The organism is Gordonia oleivorans, assembly GCF_040044975.1.
GTDB classification, from domain to species: Bacteria; Actinomycetota; Actinomycetes; order Mycobacteriales; family Mycobacteriaceae; genus Gordonia; species Gordonia oleivorans.
The window spans coordinates 63,953-81,880 of record NZ_JBDZDI010000001.1; the positions used below are offsets into that span (position 1 = coordinate 63,953).

11 protein-coding genes are annotated in these 17,928 nt (G+C 67.8%); 8 read left to right on the forward strand and 3 right to left on the reverse strand.

What is annotated here, in order from left to right; all coding sequences use genetic code 11:
- Positions 1-64: 64 nt before the first annotated feature.
- The gene (locus ABLE92_RS00265) at positions 65-1,576 is read right to left on the reverse strand and encodes an MFS transporter (RefSeq protein ID WP_348802493.1); all 1,512 of its coding nucleotides are present in this window, start codon (positions 1,574-1,576) and stop codon (positions 65-67) included.
- Complete coding sequence (locus ABLE92_RS00270; protein ID WP_348802494.1) at positions 1,573-2,229, reverse strand: PadR family transcriptional regulator; 657 nt, start codon at positions 2,227-2,229, stop codon at positions 1,573-1,575. Before ABLE92_RS00270 ends, ABLE92_RS00265 begins: the two co-directional genes overlap by 4 nt.
- A gap of 143 nt (positions 2,230-2,372) precedes the next feature.
- Here ABLE92_RS00270 and ABLE92_RS00275 point away from each other — a divergent pair, with 143 nt between their 5' ends.
- The 4 genes from ABLE92_RS00275 (at position 2,373) to ABLE92_RS00290 (ending at position 12,190) form a co-directional block, all read left to right on the forward strand.
- The gene (locus tag ABLE92_RS00275; RefSeq protein WP_348802495.1) at positions 2,373-3,419 is read left to right on the forward strand and encodes a glutathione S-transferase family protein; all 1,047 of its coding nucleotides are present in this window, start codon (positions 2,373-2,375) and stop codon (positions 3,417-3,419) included.
- Positions 3,416-4,183, forward strand: a complete 768-nt coding sequence (locus ABLE92_RS00280; protein WP_348802496.1) for a hypothetical protein — start codon at positions 3,416-3,418, stop codon at positions 4,181-4,183. The genes ABLE92_RS00275 and ABLE92_RS00280 overlap by 4 nt, the downstream gene beginning before the upstream one ends.
- Positions 4,180-8,103: an ABC transporter ATP-binding protein gene (locus ABLE92_RS00285; RefSeq protein ID WP_496560758.1), complete on the forward strand. Its 3,924-nt coding sequence runs from the start codon at positions 4,180-4,182 to the stop codon at positions 8,101-8,103. Before ABLE92_RS00280 ends, ABLE92_RS00285 begins: the two co-directional genes overlap by 4 nt.
- A gap of 217 nt (positions 8,104-8,320) precedes the next feature.
- Positions 8,321-12,190 carry a multifunctional oxoglutarate decarboxylase/oxoglutarate dehydrogenase thiamine pyrophosphate-binding subunit/dihydrolipoyllysine-residue succinyltransferase subunit gene (locus ABLE92_RS00290; protein ID WP_348802497.1) on the forward strand — a complete coding sequence of 1,290 codons (3,870 nt, stop codon included), beginning with the start codon at positions 8,321-8,323 and terminating at the stop codon, positions 12,188-12,190.
- 75 nt (positions 12,191-12,265) lie between these two features.
- On the opposite strand, the gene ABLE92_RS00295 is transcribed toward ABLE92_RS00290, so the two are convergent.
- Positions 12,266-12,853: a TetR/AcrR family transcriptional regulator gene (locus ABLE92_RS00295; protein WP_348803179.1), complete on the reverse strand. Its 588-nt coding sequence runs from the start codon at positions 12,851-12,853 to the stop codon at positions 12,266-12,268.
- A 148-nt stretch (positions 12,854-13,001) separates the two neighbouring features.
- Here ABLE92_RS00295 and ABLE92_RS00300 point away from each other — a divergent pair, with 148 nt between their 5' ends.
- The 4 genes from ABLE92_RS00300 (at position 13,002) to feoB (ending at position 17,917) form a co-directional block, all read left to right on the forward strand.
- Complete coding sequence (locus ABLE92_RS00300; RefSeq protein WP_348802499.1) at positions 13,002-14,528, forward strand: flavin-containing monooxygenase; 1,527 nt, start codon at positions 13,002-13,004, stop codon at positions 14,526-14,528.
- A gap of 50 nt (positions 14,529-14,578) precedes the next feature.
- Positions 14,579-15,415, forward strand: coding sequence for an SDR family NAD(P)-dependent oxidoreductase (locus ABLE92_RS00305; RefSeq protein ID WP_348802500.1), 837 nt, complete (start codon positions 14,579-14,581; stop codon positions 15,413-15,415).
- Between the two features lie 178 nt (positions 15,416-15,593).
- Positions 15,594-15,851, forward strand: a complete 258-nt coding sequence (locus tag ABLE92_RS00310; protein WP_348802501.1) for a FeoA family protein — start codon at positions 15,594-15,596, stop codon at positions 15,849-15,851.
- Positions 15,848-17,917 carry a ferrous iron transporter B gene (gene feoB / locus ABLE92_RS00315; RefSeq protein ID WP_348802502.1) on the forward strand — a complete coding sequence of 690 codons (2,070 nt, stop codon included), beginning with the start codon at positions 15,848-15,850 and terminating at the stop codon, positions 17,915-17,917. Before ABLE92_RS00310 ends, feoB begins: the two co-directional genes overlap by 4 nt.
- Positions 17,918-17,928 lie beyond the last annotated feature (11 nt).

Consider the following 17,928-nt stretch of genomic DNA (forward strand, 5'->3'; position numbering starts at 1 on the left):
CGCGGGTGCGTGGCGTCACCGCCACCCGCCCGCGCCCCGCCGATCCCGCGGTTCACCTGTGGATTCAGGCCGCGCCGGCGCTCTCCACCTCGCCCTTGGCGACGGCCGCGCGCTGCGTCGCGCCGACGGCCTGATGGCCGGGACGCTTGAGGAACAGGGTCGCGATCACGCCGATCAGCAACACACCGGCGGGCAGGTAGAGCGATTGGCCCATCGCGGTGGCGAACGGCTCACGGATCATCGCCGGGAGCTGGGAGACCGCGTCGGAATGCTCGCTGGTGTCCACGCCGGGCAACTCCGCCGCCAGCCTGGTCTGCATGATCGCGCCGACGGCGGCCGATCCGATGACCGAACCGATCATCCGGGTGGTGTTGTACACCCCGGCACCGGCCCCGGCCTGCTGCCACGGCAGGTTCCGTGTCGCGGTGGCGGCCAGCGGCGCCCAGATTCCGGCGGAGGCGATACCCATCAGCGCCAGCGGGATGACCAACTCCCACACCGGGGTGGCCGGGCGGGCGATCATGCCCGCCCAACCGACGGCGATGGCCTGCAGCAACAGTGCCGAGGAGATGATGACGCTGGGATGCACCCGATCCAGGATCCGCCCGACGATGGGCGCCAGGATTCCGGTGAGCACGGCCATCGGCACCATCATCACCGCCGCCCGGGTCGGCGACATCCCCCCGACGAGCTGCAGGAAGAACATCATCGGGATCATCAGCCCGGAGATCGCGAAACCCATCGAGGCGATACCGATGTTGGACAGCGAGAAGTTGCGGTCGGCGAACAGCGACAGCGGCACCAGCGGTTCGGTCTTGATGCGCGACTGCCAGTAGATGAAGAGGGCGAGCATGACCAGCCCGCCGACGATCAACGCCCAGATCCAGCCGGCCCACTCGTACTTCTCGCCGTCCTGGATACCGAAGACCAAGGCGGACAAGCCGACTCCGGAGAGCACCACGCCGATCCAGTCGAAGCTGTGATCGTGGGTCTCCACTGACGGGACCAGGGTGGCGGCGAGGATCAGGCCCGCGATACCGACCGGCAGATTGACGAAGAAGATCCACTCCCAGCCGAAGCTGTCGGTGAGGATGCCGCCGAGCAGCGGACCGACCAGGGTGGCCACACCGGCGACGGTGCCCCAGACGCCCATCGCCGCGCCGCGCTTCTCCGGCGGGAAGATCCGGGTGATCAGGGCCATCGTCTGCGGGGTGATCAGCGCGGCGCCGATACCCTGCAGGGCCCGCGCCGCGATCAGCTCACCGATCGAACCGGCGAAACCACACCAGACGCTCGCGATGGTGAAGACCACCAGACCCGCCTGATAGACGAGTTTGGGGCCGAACTTGTCGCCGAGACGCCCGGTGACGAGCAACGGCACCGCATAGGTGAGCAGGTACGCGCTGGTGACCCAGACGATCCCATTGACATCGGTGTCGAGGGCGACCTGGATCTGCGGTTGCGCGACGGCGACGATCGTCATGTCCACGAGGATCATGAAGAAGCCGACGCACAACGCCATCAAGGCGAGCCACGGTCGGGTGGTCACCGCCGTCGGGGTCGTGGGTGTACTCATCGGGTGGACTCTTTCTCTGTGGTGGACGTCGCTGCGGTGGACTTCGCTGCGGTGGACTTCGCTGCGGTGGACGGCGCACCCGGCGCCGCGGCCGGGTAGGTGAATCCGGGGTCGTCGAGCCAATCGATCCGGCCGTCCCGCAGCCGGTCGAGAAGCTCGGCGAGCCAATCGATCTGGGCTCGCATCGTGGCGATGCGGCAACCGGCGTCCAGGACGAACATCTCGGGGGTGCCCTTGGCATGGGCCTCATCGGTTGCCGTGGTGATGTCGAGGAGGTCGGCGCGCATCGCCTCCAGCCGGGCGGTCAACAGGTCGATGACGCGCCTTCGCGGCAGTCCGTGGGCCTCGGCGAGCGCCAGGTAGAGCTCGGGGTACTCGGCGGGATGGCGGCCCAGGATCTCCTCCAGGTTGGCCTCGAGTGCGGCCCGTCCGGCATCGGTGATCGTATAGACCGTCCGTTCCGGCCGGTTGCCCTCCCGTCGCACCTCGTGCACCGTGATCAACTCGTCCGCGGCCAACCGGTCGACCGCGTGATAGAGCGTCCCGGGACGGAACTTCACCAGCCGGTCCTCGCGACGGCAGATCGTGGTCTGCACCATCTCGTACGGGTGCATCGGCTTCTCGGCCAGGAGACCGAGAACAAGGACCGCCATGGACGACAGCGTCGGTGGCGTTGTGCTGCCCTGCTGACGTCCCGACACGACCCGACCCTTCGCCCGAACCAAATATTCCGGTTGGAATATACATTCCGGAGTGATCAGAACCAAGACCCCGAACGGTTCACTACTGTGGTGCCATGAGCACCGACACCACCTCGGGAAGCGGCAAGCAGGGAACATACGTCACCGGCGGCCAGGAGTTCGTCCGCGACACCAAGTACATCGAGACGCGCATCACCCGCGACGGACGCGACGGCTACCCCGTCGAAGCCGGGCGCTACCGTCTCGTCGCCGCCCGCGCCTGCCCGTGGGCCAACCGCACGCTGATCGTGCGACGGCTCCTCGGCCTCGAGGACGCGATCTCACTCGGCCTGTGCGGGCCCACCCACGACGCCGACTCGTGGACTTTCGACCTCGATCCCGGCGGCCTCGACCCGGTGTTGGGCATCCCGCGTCTGAAAGACGCCTACGAGAAGCGTTTCCCCGGCTACCCGAAGGGCATCACCGTCCCCGCGGTCGTCGACATCCCGACCGGCGAGGTCGTCACCAACGACTTCCCGCAGATCACCATCGACTTCGAGCTGGAATGGACCGACTTCCATCGTGACGGCGCCCCGCAGCTCTATCCCGAGCACCTGCGCGACGAGATCGACACGGTCAACAAGGGCGTCTACACCGAGGTCAACAACGGTGTCTACCGCTGCGGCTTCGCCGGCAGCCAGGACTCCTACGACAAGGCCTACGACCGGCTGTTCACCAAACTCGACGAACTCTCCGAACGACTGTCGGGACAGCGGTATCTCGTCGGGGACACCATCACCGAGGCCGACGTGCGGCTGTTCACCACCCTCGCCCGCTTCGACGCGGTCTATCACGGCCACTTCAAATGCAACCGCACCAAACTCGCGGAGATGCCGGTGCTGTGGGCCTACGCCCGGGACCTGTTCCAGACCCCCGGATTCGGTGACACCACCGACTTCACCCAGATCAAGCAGCATTATTACCTCGTGCACCGCGACATCAACCCGACCGGCATCGTGCCGGCGGGACCCGACCTGCGTAACTGGCTGACCCCACATCACCGCGAGGAACTCGGCGGACGCCCGTTCGGCGACGGCACCCCGCCACCACCACCGCGCCGGGCCGAGGTGGTTCCCGCCGAGCACGGGGTGCCCGTCGCATGATCGGCAAGAAGCGGTCCGAGGCTGCCGCACCGACACCCACGGGACCGGCGGCCGGACGTACCGCCCAGGTCACCGGCAACCTGATCGACAAGGCACAGCGACTGCAGGCCCCCGCTGTCGCGAAGTATGTCCTCGGGCTGCGTGAGAAGTACCCGAATGACTCCCCCGCGCAGATCATCACGCGGCTGGAGAAGCGCTATCTCAACGCCGTGACCTCCTCGGGCAGCGCGGTCGGCGCCACCGCCGCGATTCCCGGCGTCGGCACCGTGACAGCGCTCGGGGCGGTGACCGGTGAGACGGCGTTGTTCCTCGAGGCCTCGGCCCTGCTCGCGCTCGCGATCGCCGAGGTCCACGGGATCGGCATCCACGAGACCGAACGCCGGAAGACGTTGGTGCTCACCGTCGCCCTCGGCGAGGAAGGCCTCGCCCGGCTCGGCCGGGTGGTCGGCACCCAGGGCGGCGCGCTGCGCCGCCTCGGTCGCGCGTCGGCACCCAACGGCGCCTTCGCCAAACTCAACAAGACGCTGGTCAACCGGGTGGCCAAGAAGTACGCACTCAAACGCGCACCGCTCATCGTCGGTCGCATCCTGCCCGCCGGGATCGGCGCCGTCATCGGCGGCGCGGGCAACCGTGCCCTCGGCAAGCGGGTGATCGCGAGTTCACGCGAGGCGTTCGGTCCGCCGCCGGCGCACTGGACCATCGACTCCACCACCGTCGACGGTGCCGTGATCATCAACCCGTGGCTCCCGGCCGGCGAGAAGTGACGCTCGGCACCACCACCGAGACCGCCCCCTCGCACGATCCCGGACCCGCCACCGGATCGCCGCGCGCCGACGCCGGCTGGCTGCGTCGCCTGACCGCGGAATGCCTCGCGCACCGTCGACTCGTGGCCATCACGTTGTCGGTGACCTTCATCGCCGTCGCCGTCGATCTCGTCGTGCCGCTGCTGTCCAAGGCGGCCCTGGATCTGGCGACCGGCGCAGCAACCGGGCGTGGCCTGGAGTCGCTGACGGTGCCGCTCATCGTCGGATTGCTGCTGGCGCTGGCCGTGGTGCGCTACCTCTGCCAGATGGGCCGACGGCTGACCGCCGGCCGACTCTCGATCACCGTCCAGAACACCCTGCGACTACGCCTGCTGGACACCCTGTTGCACCTCGACGGCGCCACCCAGGCCCACATCCGCACCGGCCAGGTGGTCTCCCGCTCGATCTCGGATCTGCAGATCGTGCAGGGCCTGCTGGCGATGGTGCCGCTGTCGGTGGGTGCCGCCGTCCAGGTGGTCCTGGCGCTGGCCATCATGTTCTACCTCTCGCCACTGCTCACGCTGATCGCGTTGGCCATCGTCCCGCTCGTCGCGATCGTCGTCGTCACCACCCGACGCCGGCTCTTCGCCGCGACCTGGTCGGCGCAGCAGGCCGCCGCCGATGTCGCCCAGCACGTCGAGGAGACCGTCACCGGCGTCCGCGTCGTCAAGGGATTCGGCCAGGAGACCCGGGCGGTCGACGAACTCGTCGATCTCGGCCGCGATCTCTACGGCAAGCGGCTGCGGGCGGGAAAGATCAACGCGCGCTTCGCCCCGACGATGGCGGCCATCCCGCAGCTGGGCATGGTCGCCGTCATCGCCGTCGGCGGTTACCTCACGCTGGACAACACCATCACCCCGGGCACCTTTCTCGCGTTCGCCACCTACGTCGCATCGATGACCGCACTGGCCCGCCTGCTGACCAACCTGGTCGTCAGCGGACAACTGGCCCGCGCCGCGGTCGAGCGGGTCTACGACGTGATCGACGCGCCCACCGACCCGGACGAGGCCAACACCGAGACACTCCCCGACGGCCCGCTGGGCCTGGAGCTGCGCGGAGTCGATTTCTCCTACGACGGGGAGCACGTGCTCGACGGCATCGACCTGCGGATCGGCCCCGGCGAATGCGTCGCCGTCGTCGGGCCACCCGGCTCGGGCAAGTCCACCCTCGCCGACCTGGCGAGCCGCCACGTGCGCCCCGACCACGGAACGATCGATGCCCTGTCGGGGCCCGGCGGGCAGGTCCGCACCCCGATCGGCGATCTGTCGAGTGATTCGCTGCATGCGGGGGTGGCCGTGGTCTTCGACGAACCGTTCCTCTACTCCGACACCATCGCCACCAACATCACCCTCGGCGAACGCCGCCCGGTGGGTGAGCATCCCGCCCCTCGCCTCGTCGAGGCCGCGCGGTCCGCCGACGCCCTCGAGTTCATCGAGGCCCTCCCGGACGGCTTCGACACCGTCGTCGGCGAGCGGGGACTGACGCTGTCCGGCGGACAACGTCAACGCGTGGCGCTGGCCCGCGCCCTGTATGCACGTCCCCGCATCCTCGTCCTCGACGACGCCACATCCGCAGTCGACGCGTCCACCGAGGCGGGCATTCTGCACCGGCTGCGCACCCAGAGCCCGACGATGCTGGTCCTCGCGCACCGACGCTCGACCCTGATGCTCGCCGATCGGGTCGCCGTGCTCGACGGCGGACGCATCGTCGATGTCGGTACCGTGGCCGAACTCGACGCCCGCAGCGAGATGTTCCGGGCGTTGATGTCGCCGGTGGTGTCACCCGCGCACCCCGCTCCGGGGACACCGAAAAACGTTGCACCACAACCCATTACACCCCAACCCACTACGCCTGAAACCACCGACGACCTCGACGCACGACTGTGGCCCACGGGCGCGCCCGCCGCACAGGAACGACTCCGACGCGCGACGCCCGAGCCGGCCGGACCGCCCGGTGGCGTCGGCGGCCGGGGCGGACGCGGCGGCGGCATCGCCGGGGCACTGGGCTCGATGCCGGCCACACCCGCCTTGCTCGACGCCGTCGCGGCGCTCCCACCGGCCGACGAGGACCCGCACGTCGACATCGCCGCGGCGCGCGCCGAGAATCGGCAGTTCTCCCTGTGGCAGATCGTCAGGCCGGTCCGCTGGCTGATGGCCATCGCGATCGCCGCGATCGCCGTGGACACGCTCACCGGGCTGATCTTCCCGTCGCTGGCCCGCGCTGTGATCGATGCCGCCACCCGCACCGATGAACCGACACTGTTCATCGCCACCGGGATCGGTGTGGCCACGGTCGGAGTGGGATGGGTCGCCTCGGCCGCGATGACCTTGTATTCGACCCGCGCGGGTGAGCGGGTGCTCTTGGGCCTGCGGGTACGCAGCTACGCACATCTGCAGCGCCTCGGGCTCGACTACTACGAACGCGAACTGTCCGGCCGCATCATGACGCGGATGACCACCGACGTCGATGCCCTCTCGACCTTCCTGCAGACGGGCCTGTCCACCGCCATCGTCGCGGTCCTGACCCTGCTCGGGGTCAGCGCGGCGCTCCTGCTGACCGATCTGCAGCTCGGCGCGCTGGTCCTGCCCGCCATCCCGGTCCTGATCGTGGCGACGATCATCTTCCGGCGGATCGCCGCCCGCGCCTACACCCGCTCACGCGAACTCGTCAGCGCGGTCAACGCCGACTTCCAGGAGAACATCGCCGGCATCAAGACCACCCGCTCCTACCGCAACACCGACGTCGCCGCCCGGCGCTTCGCCGGGCTTGCCGCGCAATGGTTTTCGGCTCGGATGACCTCACAGCGCGCCATCTCGGTGTACTTCCCGTTCATCACCCTGATCAGCGACCTCGCCACCGCCGCGGCGATCGCGGTCGGAGCCCACCAGATCTCCGGCGGCACCCTGTCGGCCGGCACGCTGATCGCGTTCATCCTCTATCTCTCGCTGCTGTTCGGTCCGGTGCAGCAACTGTCGCAGGTGTTCGACGGCTATCAGCAGGCCGCGGTGGGCCTGCGGCGTATCGCCGACCTGCTGCGCACACCGACGACCGTGGCCGAACGCCCGGGCGCCCACGATCCCGGACCGGCCGGATTCGACGGCGACGCACGCCTCGACGCCGTCGGCTTCCGCTACGCACAGGCATCCACCGATGCACTGACCGACATCGATCTGGACATCGCACCCGGGACGTCGCTGGCTCTGGTGGGTCGCACCGGGGCCGGTAAGTCGACCATCGTCAAGCTCCTCGCCCGGTTCTACGACCCGACGTCCGGTGCGGTACGGATGGACGGAACCGACATCCGGGACTTCACCGTGCGCGGCTACCGCAGCCACATCGGGATCGTCCCCCAGGAACCCCACCTGTTCACCGGCACCGTCGCGGACAATATCGCCTACGGCCGGCCCGACGCCGACCGCGCCGACATCACCGCCGCCGCGCGCGCCGTCGGGGCCGCCGAGATGATCGCGGGGCTGTCCGGCGGGATGCATCACCCCATCGGCGAACGTGGTCAGGGCCTCTCGTCGGGCCAGCGTCAGCTGATCGCCCTCGCACGCGCCGAACTCGTCTCCCCCGACCTGCTCCTGCTCGACGAGGCGACCGCAACCCTCGACCAGGCCACCGAGGCGATGGTGCTCGCCGCGGGCGATGCCCTCACGCACCGGCGCACGTCGGTGATCGTGGCCCACCGACTCGCGACGGCAGCACGCGCGGACCGGATCGCGGTGGTCGACGACGGCCGCATCGTCGAGGCGGGAACACACGAGCAACTCCTCGCGTTGGGCCGGAGGTACCGCACGTTCTGGGATGCCGGTGTCGATCCCGACGTCGACGGTACGGACGTGGACGGTATGCCGCCCGCCCGTCACCTCACCCGCTGAGATGCTCGGGATGCGGCACGCCCGGCCCGACGGCGAGAACCGATCGTCGAGGAGCCCGAAACCCGGGCCGGACGGGCGGCGAGGACAGTGGGCTGCCTTCGTCGTTCGACGGCGCGGGCGCGTACCATCTGCAGGTGGTTCGCGACGTGGCTTCACGAGAGACCCACGTGGTGAGATGGCGACCCGACACCAGAGGGAATTGAGGCGAGAATCCGCTGTGAGCAGTTCGATATCCGAATCCGACTTCGGGCAGAACACCTGGCTGGTCGAGGAAATGTACCAGCAGTACCAGAAGGACCCGAACTCGGTGGATCCGAGTTGGCACGACCTTCTCAAGAACTACACACCGTCCGGTAACGGCAGCAGCACAAACGGCAGCGAGCCGGCACCCGCGGCCAAGGGCTCGAGCGCACCGGCCGCTCGCCCGGCGACCCAGAGCAAGCCCACCACGTCGTCGGCACCGAGCTCGTCCACCGCGGCCGCATCGTCCACCGCATCGGTGAGCGCGACCCCGGCCAGCACCCCCAAGAAGCAACCGGTGACCCTGGATCAGGGGCCCGCGCCGCGCGCCACCCCGCCGCGCAAGACCCCGGCTCGCGAGTCCACCGCGACCAAGGCCGCCTCCGGTCACAGCGTCGCCAGCCGCGACGGCTCCGCGCGTTCCCAGAACAAGTCGACCGCCAAGTCCCCGGCGTCCGCCGCGTCGACATCCGAGGACGAGACCAAGGTGTTGCGCGGTCCGGCCGCCGCCATCGCCAAGAACATGTCGGCATCGCTGCAGATCCCGACGGCCACCAGCGTGCGTGCCGTCCCCGCGAAGCTGATGATCGACAACCGCATCGTCGTCAACAATCACCTCGCCCGGACCCGCGGCGGCAAGATCAGCTTCACCCACATCCTCGGCTACGCCCTCGTCCAGGCGATCAAGTCGTTCCCGAACATGAACCGGCACTTCGCCGAGGTCGACGGCAAGCCCAACGTCGTCACCCCCGCCCACACGAACCTCGGGCTCGCGATCGACCTCGTCGGCAAGGACGGCAACCGCACACTCGTCGTCGCCGCCATCAAGAAGTGCGAGACGATGGGCTTCGCGGAGTTCTACGGCGCGTACCAGGACATCGTGCGACGTGCACGCGACGGCAAGCTCGGCGCCGAGGACTTCGCCGGGGTGACCATGTCGCTCACCAACCCGGGCACCATCGGTACCGTGCATTCGGTGCCGCGCCTGATGAAGGGCCAGGGCGCCATCATCGGTGCCGGCGCGATGGAATACCCGGCCGAGTTCCAGGGCGCCAGCGACGAGCAGATCGCCGAGCTCGGCGTCGGCAAGCTGATGACGCTGACCTCGACCTACGATCACCGCATCATCCAGGGCGCCGAGTCCGGCGACTTCCTGCGCAAGGTGCATGAGCTGCTGCTCGACGACGCCTTCTACGACGAGATCTTCACCGCGTTCCACATTCCGTACGAGCCGGTCCGCTGGCGTCGCGACATCCCCGCCGGGCTCGTCGACAAGAACACCCGTGTCCTCGAGCTGATCGCCGCCTACCGCAACCGCGGTCACCTGATGGCCGACATCGATCCGCTGATGATGGACAGCGATGCGCGCGCCAGCCATCCCGACCTCGACATCCTGACCTACGGGCTGACCCTGTGGGATCTCGACCGCAGCTTCAACGTCGGCGGCTTCCACGGCCAGGACAAGATGAAGCTGCGCGATGTGCTGTCGATCCTGCGTGACGCCTACTGCCGTCACGTCGGCGTGGAGTACACCCACATCCTCGAACCCGAGCAGCAGAAATGGGTGCAGGAACGTGTCGAGATCAAGCACGTCAAGCCGCCGGTCGCCGAGCAGAAGTACATCCTGAGCAAGCTCAACGCCGCCGAGGCCTTCGAGACCTTCCTGCAGACCAAGTACGTCGGTCAGAAGCGCTTCTCGCTCGAGGGCGCCGAGTCGGTGATCCCGATGATGGACGGCGTCATCGACCAGAGCGCCGAGCACGGCCTCGGCGAGGTCGTCATCGGCATGCCGCACCGCGGCCGCCTCAACGTGCTCGCCAACATCGTCGGCAAGCCGTACTCGAAGATCTTCACCGAGTTCGAGGGCAACCTGAATCCGTCGCAGGCACACGGTTCCGGCGACGTGAAGTACCACCTCGGCGCCGAGGGCAAGTACTACCAGATGTTCGGCGACAACGAGATCAACGTCTCGCTGACCGCCAACCCGAGCCACCTCGAGGCCGTCGACCCCGTCCTCGAAGGTCTCGTCCGCGCCAAGCAGGACCTCCTCGACGAGGAGCAGCAGTTCTCCATCCTGCCGCTGATGCTGCACGGCGACGCCGCCTTCGCCGGGCAGGGCGTGGTGCCCGAGACCCTGAACCTGGCCATGTTGCCCGGCTACCGCACCGGCGGCACCGTGCACATCGTGGTCAACAACCAGGTCGGCTTCACCACCGCACCGGAGCATTCCCGCTCGACCGAGTACTGCACCGACGTCGCGAAGATGATCGGCGCGCCGATCTTCCACGTCAACGGCGACGACCCGGAGGCATGTGTGTGGGCGGCCAAGCTGGCCGTCGACTACCGCGAGGCCTTCCGCAAGGACGTCGTCATCGACCTCGTCTGCTTCCGCCGCCGCGGACACAACGAGGGCGACGACCCGTCGATGACCCAGCCGGCGATGTACGACGTCATCGACACCAAGCGCGGTGTCCGCAAGTCCTACACCGAAGCCCTCATCGGCCGCGGTGACATCTCCACCAAGGAGGCCGAGGACGCCCTGCGCGACTACCAGGGGCAGCTCGAACGGGTCTTCAACGAGGTCAAGGAACTCGAGAAGTTCACCCCGGAGCCCAGCGAGTCGGTCGAGGCCGATCAGCCGCTGCCGCAGAAGCTGGTGACCGCGGTCGACAAGGACGTGCTCGCCGACATCGGCAACGCGTTCTTCAACACCCCCGAGGGTTTCACCCCGCATCCGCGCGTGAAGCCGGTCCTCAAGCGCCGTCACGAGATGTCCACCGAGGGTGGCGTGGACTGGGCCTTCGCCGAGTTGCTGGCCTTCGGGTCGCTGGTGGTCGAGGGACGTACCGTGCGCCTGTCCGGTCAGGACTCCCGACGCGGCACCTTCACCCAGCGGCATTCGGTGCTCATCGACCGGGACAACGGCTCGGAGTACACCCCGCTCAACCACCTGCAGCCGATCGACGGTGACGCCGATTCGCTGGGCCGCTTCCTGGTGTACGACTCACCGCTGAGCGAGTTCGCGGTGGTCGGCTTCGAATACGGCTACTCCGTGGGCAACCCCGACGCGCTGGTGCTGTGGGAGGCGCAGTTCGGTGACTTCGTCAACGGCGCGCAGTCGGTGATCGACGAGTTCATCAGCTCCGGCGAGGCGAAGTGGGGTCAGCGTTCCGACGTGGTCCTGCTGCTCCCCCACGGCCATGAGGGTCAGGGTCCCGACCACACCTCGGGTCGTATCGAGCGGTTCCTGCAGCTGTGCGCCGAGGGGTCGATGACGGTGGCGCTGCCGTCGACGCCGGCCAGCTACTTCCATCTGCTGCGTCGCCACGTCCTCGACGGCATCAGCCGCCCTCTGATCGTCTTCACCCCGAAGTCGATGCTGCGCAACAAGGCCGCGGTGTCGCCACTGTCGGACTTCACCGAGGACAAGTTCCGTTCGGTGATCGACGATCCGCACTTCAAAACCGACGATGCCGAACGCAACAAGGTCAAGCGGGTGCTGCTGGTGAGCGGCAAGCTCTATTACGAGCTGGCCGCCCGCCGCGACAAGGAGAACCGCGAGGACATCGCCGTGGTGCGCATCGAACAGCTGTACCCGGTGCCGCATCGCCGCCTGCAGCAGACCCTCGAGCGTTACCCGAACGCCGACGAGTTCTTCTGGGTCCAGGAGGAGCCCGCCAACCAGGGTCCGTGGCCGTTCCTCGGATTGTGGCTGCCCGAACTGCTCCCGGACCTGCTGAAGGGGCTGCGTCGGGTGTCGCGGCGCCCGATGTCGGCGCCGTCGTCCGGATCGAGCAAGGTCCACGCCGTGGAACAGCAGGAGATCCTCGACGAGGCCTTCGGCTGACACGAACACCGCATCTGACGGTTCCGGCCGCGACGTCCCCCTGGGGATGTCGCGGCCGGTCTCGTCGTGGGCGGGTCAGCCGGGGAGATCGACGACGGTGCCGGAGGCGGCCACGAGCGCGGGCAGTGACGCGGTGATCACGGCGAGCAGTTCCTCGCGGCCGATGACCGGGTCGGTCAGCCACGAGATCGTGGTCTGCTCGACGAACGCGATCCAGCCGTGCACCGTCATCTCGACGAGGGGGGTGAGCGCCACGCCGAGGGCCGGCGCGTGCTCGAGCACCCGGTCGGCCATCGCCGATCGGGTGTGATCGAACACCTCCCGCATCGCCGGGTCGGCGCTGGCCGAGCCGCGGATGAAGGCCATGTACGCGGTGCGGTTGGTGCTCACGTACTCGACGAACGCCGACATCGACCCGGCCAGCACGCTCAGCGGATCGCCGAGCGACTCGTCGGGGCGGGTGCAGTCGAGCATCTCCTGCGATTGCGCCCGTGCGATGGCCACATGGAAGTCCTGCTTGGATTCGAAGTAGTGGAACAGCAGTGCCCGCGACACCCCGGCCACGCCGGCGATCGCGTCGATCGTCACCTGTTCGAGGGGGCGCTCGGAGACCATCTGCAGGCCGAGGGAGATCAGCTGATCGCGGCGCTCCTGCGGGCTCATCCGGGTGCGGCGTGCCCCGGCCGGGGCACCGGATCGGACAGTGCCGGATCGGACGGGGTTCGACGAGGCCATGGCCGCCATCGTAGCCTACTGACTCATGTTCAATAACTATTGACGGGTATTCAATAAGCCTCTATGGTGGGTCACCATGACAACGCATGATGTAGAGATCGCGATCGTCGGAGCCGGCTTCTCCGGACTCGGGGCCGCCATCACCCTCAGCCGCGCGGGCGTCGACGATTACGTGATCCTCGATCGCGGTGCCGACTTCGGCGGCACCTGGCGCGACAACACCTACCCGGGCGCCGCGTGCGACGTCGCGTCGAACCTGTACTCCTACTCCTTCGCGCCGAACCCCGACTGGTCGCGCTCGTACTCGCATCAGCCCGAGATCCATCGCTACATCAACTCCGTCGCCGATGACCACGGCGTCCGGGAGCGGGCCCGCTTCGGCACCGAGGTCACCCGGGCCGCGTGGGACGAGGACAGCGCGCACTGGCTGATCTCGACCACCACCGACGGAGTCGAGAACACCTACCAGGCCCGGCACCTCATCGGTGCGGTCGGCCCCCTGTGTGAACCGAACCTTCCCGACATCGAGGGCATCGAATCCTTCGCCGGCACCGTGATGCATTCGGCGCGTTGGGATTCCGACGTCGACTTCACCGGCAAGCGGGTCGCGGTGATCGGCACCGGCGCGTCGGCCATCCAGATCGTGCCGGAGCTGGCAAAGGTGGCCGGCCGGCTCGACGTCTACCAGCGCACCGCGCCGTGGATCGTGCCGCGCACCGAACGGCCCTACACCCCGGTCGAACACTGGGCCTTCAAGCACCTGCCCGCGGTCCAGACCGCGAGCCGGGCCGGCATCTACGCCTTCAACGAGTTCGTCGCCTTCGGCATGACCTACTCCCCCGCCGCGCTCAAGCCGGTGGAGATCCTGGCCCGCGCGAACATCTTCCGCGGAATCCGCGACCCGGAGCTCCGCGCCAAGGCCACCCCGAAATTCCAGATCGGCTGCAAGCGCATCCTGCGCTCGAACGCCTGGTACCCGGCACTCGACCGCGACAACGTCGACCTCGTCACCGATCCCATCGAGCGGATCACCCCCACCGGTGTGGTGACCGCCGACGGCACCACCCGTGACATCGACATCCTGGTGGTGGCCACCGGCTTCCACGTCACCGACTCCCCCGTCTTCGGCAGCATCATCGGCGCCGACGGACGCAGCCTGGCACAGGTGTGGGACGAGATCGGCATGCAGGGATACAAGGGGTCCTTCGTCCACGGGTTCCCCAACATGATGCTGATGATCGGGCCGTCCACCGGCCTCGGCCACACCTCGATGGTCTACATGATCGAATCGCAGCTCAACTACCTCGCCGACTACATCGCCACCGCCCGGCGCCGTGACGCCGTGCGGATCGACGTGACCGAGGCCGCCCAGCGTCGCTATAACGCCGGCATCCAGCACAAGCTGCGCAACAGCGTCTGGGTCAACGGCGGCTGCGCGTCGTGGTACAAGGACGCCAACGGCAACATCACCACCCTGTGGCCGGGCTTCACCTTCGATTTCCGGCGGGAGACAAGGACATTCGACGTCGTCGCCTACGACGTCAGGACCGCCGCCGACGCGGCGACCACCGTGGACCCCACGCCCGTCACCGCCGGCGCCTGATATCGCGCACGCAGTCCACACCGACCCCACAGCAGGAGAAAGCAGACACCATGAAGGACTTCCACGACAAGGTCGTCGTCATCACCGGAGCCGGATCGGGCATGGGCCGCGACCTCGCCGTCAAACTCGGCCGCATGGGCGCCAAGCTGGCCATCTCCGACCTCAACCCCGACGGCCTCGCCGAAACCGAACGCCTCGTCCGCGAGACCGGGGCGCAGGTGCACACCCAGATCCTCAACGTCGCCGAACGCGAATCGGTCCTCGAGTACGCCGAGACCGTGGTGGCCCACTACGGCACGGTCAACGTCATCTTCAACAACGCCGGCATCGCCCACCACGGCGAGATCGAACGCACCGAGTTCAAGGACATCGAGCGCGTCGTCGACGTCGACTTCTGGGGGGTTGTCAACGGCACCAAGGCATTCCTGCCGCACATCATCGCCTCCGGCGACGGCCACATCGTCAACACCTCGTCGTTGTTCGGGCTTCTCTCCGAGCCCGGGCAGGCCGCCTACAACGCCGCCAAGTTCGCCGTACGCGGCTTCACCGAGTCGCTGAACCAGGAGATGATCGTCGCCAAGCACCCGGTCAAGGTGTCGTGTGTGCATCCCGGCGGCATCAAGACGGCGATCGCGCGCAACGCCACCGCATCCGGTAACCACGATGCGCAGAGCAACGCCGCCTTCTTCGATCGATACCTGGCCCGCACCACCTCGGAGGACGCGGCCGACACCATCATCAAGGGCGTGCAGAAGAACAAGGCGCGCATCCTCGTCGGCACCGACGCGAAACTCCTCGACATCTGGGTTCGCATCGTCGCGTCGAAGTATCAGTGGATCACCGCCAAGGTGACCGCCGCCGCACTGTCCAAGGCGGCGCCGAAGTAACGATTCCGGGACGAGAGTACGGCGAAAAGGGCCCTTCGCGTTGCGAAGGGCCCTTCTTCGATGCCGAAGTCATGACCAATGACCCTCACGGACAAGGCCAGCCGTACCTAACATGGTGTCATGGGTGTGGCATGCCGGCCAATTACATGCCGCCCCCCGTTGCAGAGGAAGGCAGTTCATGTCCACGCCAGCCCGACCGAGGATCGCACTCACGTCGTTGTCCTTGCACGACTTCGCCACGGTGACCGGTTACAGCGACTCGTGTCCCCCCGCCGTACGCAAGCGGATGGTCAGCCTCGGATTCGTCCCCGGTGCCACCGTCGCCAAGATCCGACGCGCCCCGCTCGGTGATCCGTGCGTGTACCGGGTGATGGATTACCAGATGTGCCTGCGCGCTCGTGAGGCCGACTACATCGAATGCGAGACGGACCGATGAGCGATTGCCATGACCCGGGCACGGGCCGCAGCGGGGGCGGCGTCGATGCCGACGGCAAGCCGCTGGAGAGCATCGCCCTCATCGGGAGCCCCAACGCCGGCAAGACCTCGGTCTTCAACGGCCTCACCGGCCTGCGGCTCAAGACCGCCAACTATCCGGGCGTGACGGTGAGCCGATCCGTCGGATCGCTCAAGGTTCCGTTGCCCGCCAACAAGATCCACCCCGACGGCCCCGGCGCCGCGACGACCGCCGAGACGACCACGACCATCAATCTGGAAGACCTGCCGGGCGCCTACAGTCTCGATCCGATCTCACCCGATGAGAAGGTGGTCACCGATCTCTTCGCCGGCGAGCTCGACGGTGCCCGCCGACCGGACGCCGCCATGGTCGTCGTCGACTCCACCGTCCTGCAACGGTCGCTGACGCTGGTCGCCGAGGCACTCAACCTCGACATCCCGGTGGCGATCATCCTGACCATGACCGACGAGATGGAGCGCCGCGGCGGACACGTCGACCCGGCCGGCCTGTCCGAGGCCCTCGGGGTTCCCGTCCGCGCCGTGGTGGGCACCAGGAAGTCCACCCTCGAGCCGGTGCGGAAGATGCTCGGTGACCCGGACTCGTGGAGCCGCCCGGCGGTTGCGCCGCCAACCGACGCGGGACCGCTGCTGGCCGACTGGACCGATTCGGCCCTGACCCTCGCCGATTATCGGCCCCCGCGGGAACCCGGCAGCACCAACCGCATCGACCGGGTGTTGCTGCATCCGGTGTTCGGCACCCTGGTCTTTTTGGCCGTGATGTTCGCGTTCTTCCAGGTCGTGTTCACCGTTGCGGCGCCGTTCCAGGACTGGATAGAGACGTTCTTCGGGTGGCTGGGCACGTTGGTCACCGACCATGTGACACAACCGATCCTCGCCGATTTCCTCTCGACGGCACTGATCGGCGGTGTCGGCGGTGTCCTGGTCTTCGTCCCGCAGATCGTGCTGATGTTCTTGCTGATCGCGATCATGGAGAACATCGGGTACATGTCGCGCGCGGCATTCCTCACCGATCGGGTGATGAGCCGCGCCGGCCTGGAGGGACGAGCGTTCGTCGCGATGCTCTCCTCGTTCGCCTGCGCCGTCCCCGGCATCATGGCGACGCGCACCCTGCCGTCGTCCAAGGACCGCATCGCCGTCGCGATGTCGGCGCCGCTGGTGACCTGCTCGGCCCGGCTGCCGGTCTTCGTGCTGCTCACCGGATTGCTCATCCCGTCGGATTCGCGGTTCGGTCCGGTGCACACCCAGGGTCTGGTCATGTTCGGCCTGTACCTGCTCGGCGCGCTGTCCGCGATGGCGGCGTCGGCGGTCTTCAAGCGCACCCGAAAGCTGCGCAGCGGCCTGATGCCCTTCTACATGGAGATGCCGCCCTACCGCGTTCCGACCGTGAAATCGGTGCTGCTGATGATGTGGGACTCCACCCGGATGTTCCTGCAGAAGGTCGGCAAGATCATCCTCGCCACCTCCATCGTGTTGTGGGTTCTGCTGTCACTGCCCGCGCACACCGAGGAGGCCGAGCAGATCCGTACCGACGCGGTGGCCACCGCAATCGCGCAGGGCTCCACGCCGGACGAGGCCGACGCCATCGGTGATGCCGAATCCCGCTCGTATGTGATGGAGAACAGTTACGCCGCCTCGGTCGGCAAGTTCGTCGAGCCGGTGTTCGCTCCCCTCGGTTTCGACTGGCGCATCAACATCGCCATCCTGGGATCGTTCTCGGCCCGTGAGGTGGCGGTCTCGACGCTGGGACAGATCGGCGCGGCCGAGGATCCCGACGACCCGAGTGCGGCGCTGTCCCAGATGACCTACACCAGCGGTCCGCACCAGGGCGATAAATTGTTCGGCGCGCCGACGGTGGTGGCACTACTGCTGTTCTACGTGTACGCGCTGCAATGCATGTCGACGGTGGGAACCATTCGCCGCGAGACCAATTCGTGGCGGTGGCCGCTGATCGCCTGGGGGTACATGTTCGCCCTCGCATGGGTCACCGGCTTCATCGGATATCAGATCGCCGCGGCGATCAGCGGGTGAGGTCGCCGTGC

Coding starts and splice junctions, on each gene's coding strand:
- ABLE92_RS00265 (WP_348802493.1), bottom strand. CDS start 1,576: ATGAGTACACCCACGACCCCGACGGCGGTGACCACCCGACCGTGGCTC.
- ABLE92_RS00270 (WP_348802494.1), bottom strand. CDS start 2,229: ATGGCGGTCCTTGTTCTCGGTCTCCTGGCCGAGAAGCCGATGCACCCG.
- ABLE92_RS00275 (WP_348802495.1), top strand. CDS start 2,373: ATGAGCACCGACACCACCTCGGGAAGCGGCAAGCAGGGAACATACGTC.
- ABLE92_RS00280 (WP_348802496.1), top strand. CDS start 3,416: ATGATCGGCAAGAAGCGGTCCGAGGCTGCCGCACCGACACCCACGGGA.
- ABLE92_RS00295 (WP_348803179.1), bottom strand. CDS start 12,853: ATGAGCCCGCAGGAGCGCCGCGATCAGCTGATCTCCCTCGGCCTGCAG.
- ABLE92_RS00300 (WP_348802499.1), top strand. CDS start 13,002: ATGACAACGCATGATGTAGAGATCGCGATCGTCGGAGCCGGCTTCTCC.
- ABLE92_RS00305 (WP_348802500.1), top strand. CDS start 14,579: ATGAAGGACTTCCACGACAAGGTCGTCGTCATCACCGGAGCCGGATCG.
- ABLE92_RS00310 (WP_348802501.1), top strand. CDS start 15,594: ATGTCCACGCCAGCCCGACCGAGGATCGCACTCACGTCGTTGTCCTTG.
- feoB (WP_348802502.1), top strand. CDS start 15,848: ATGAGCGATTGCCATGACCCGGGCACGGGCCGCAGCGGGGGCGGCGTC.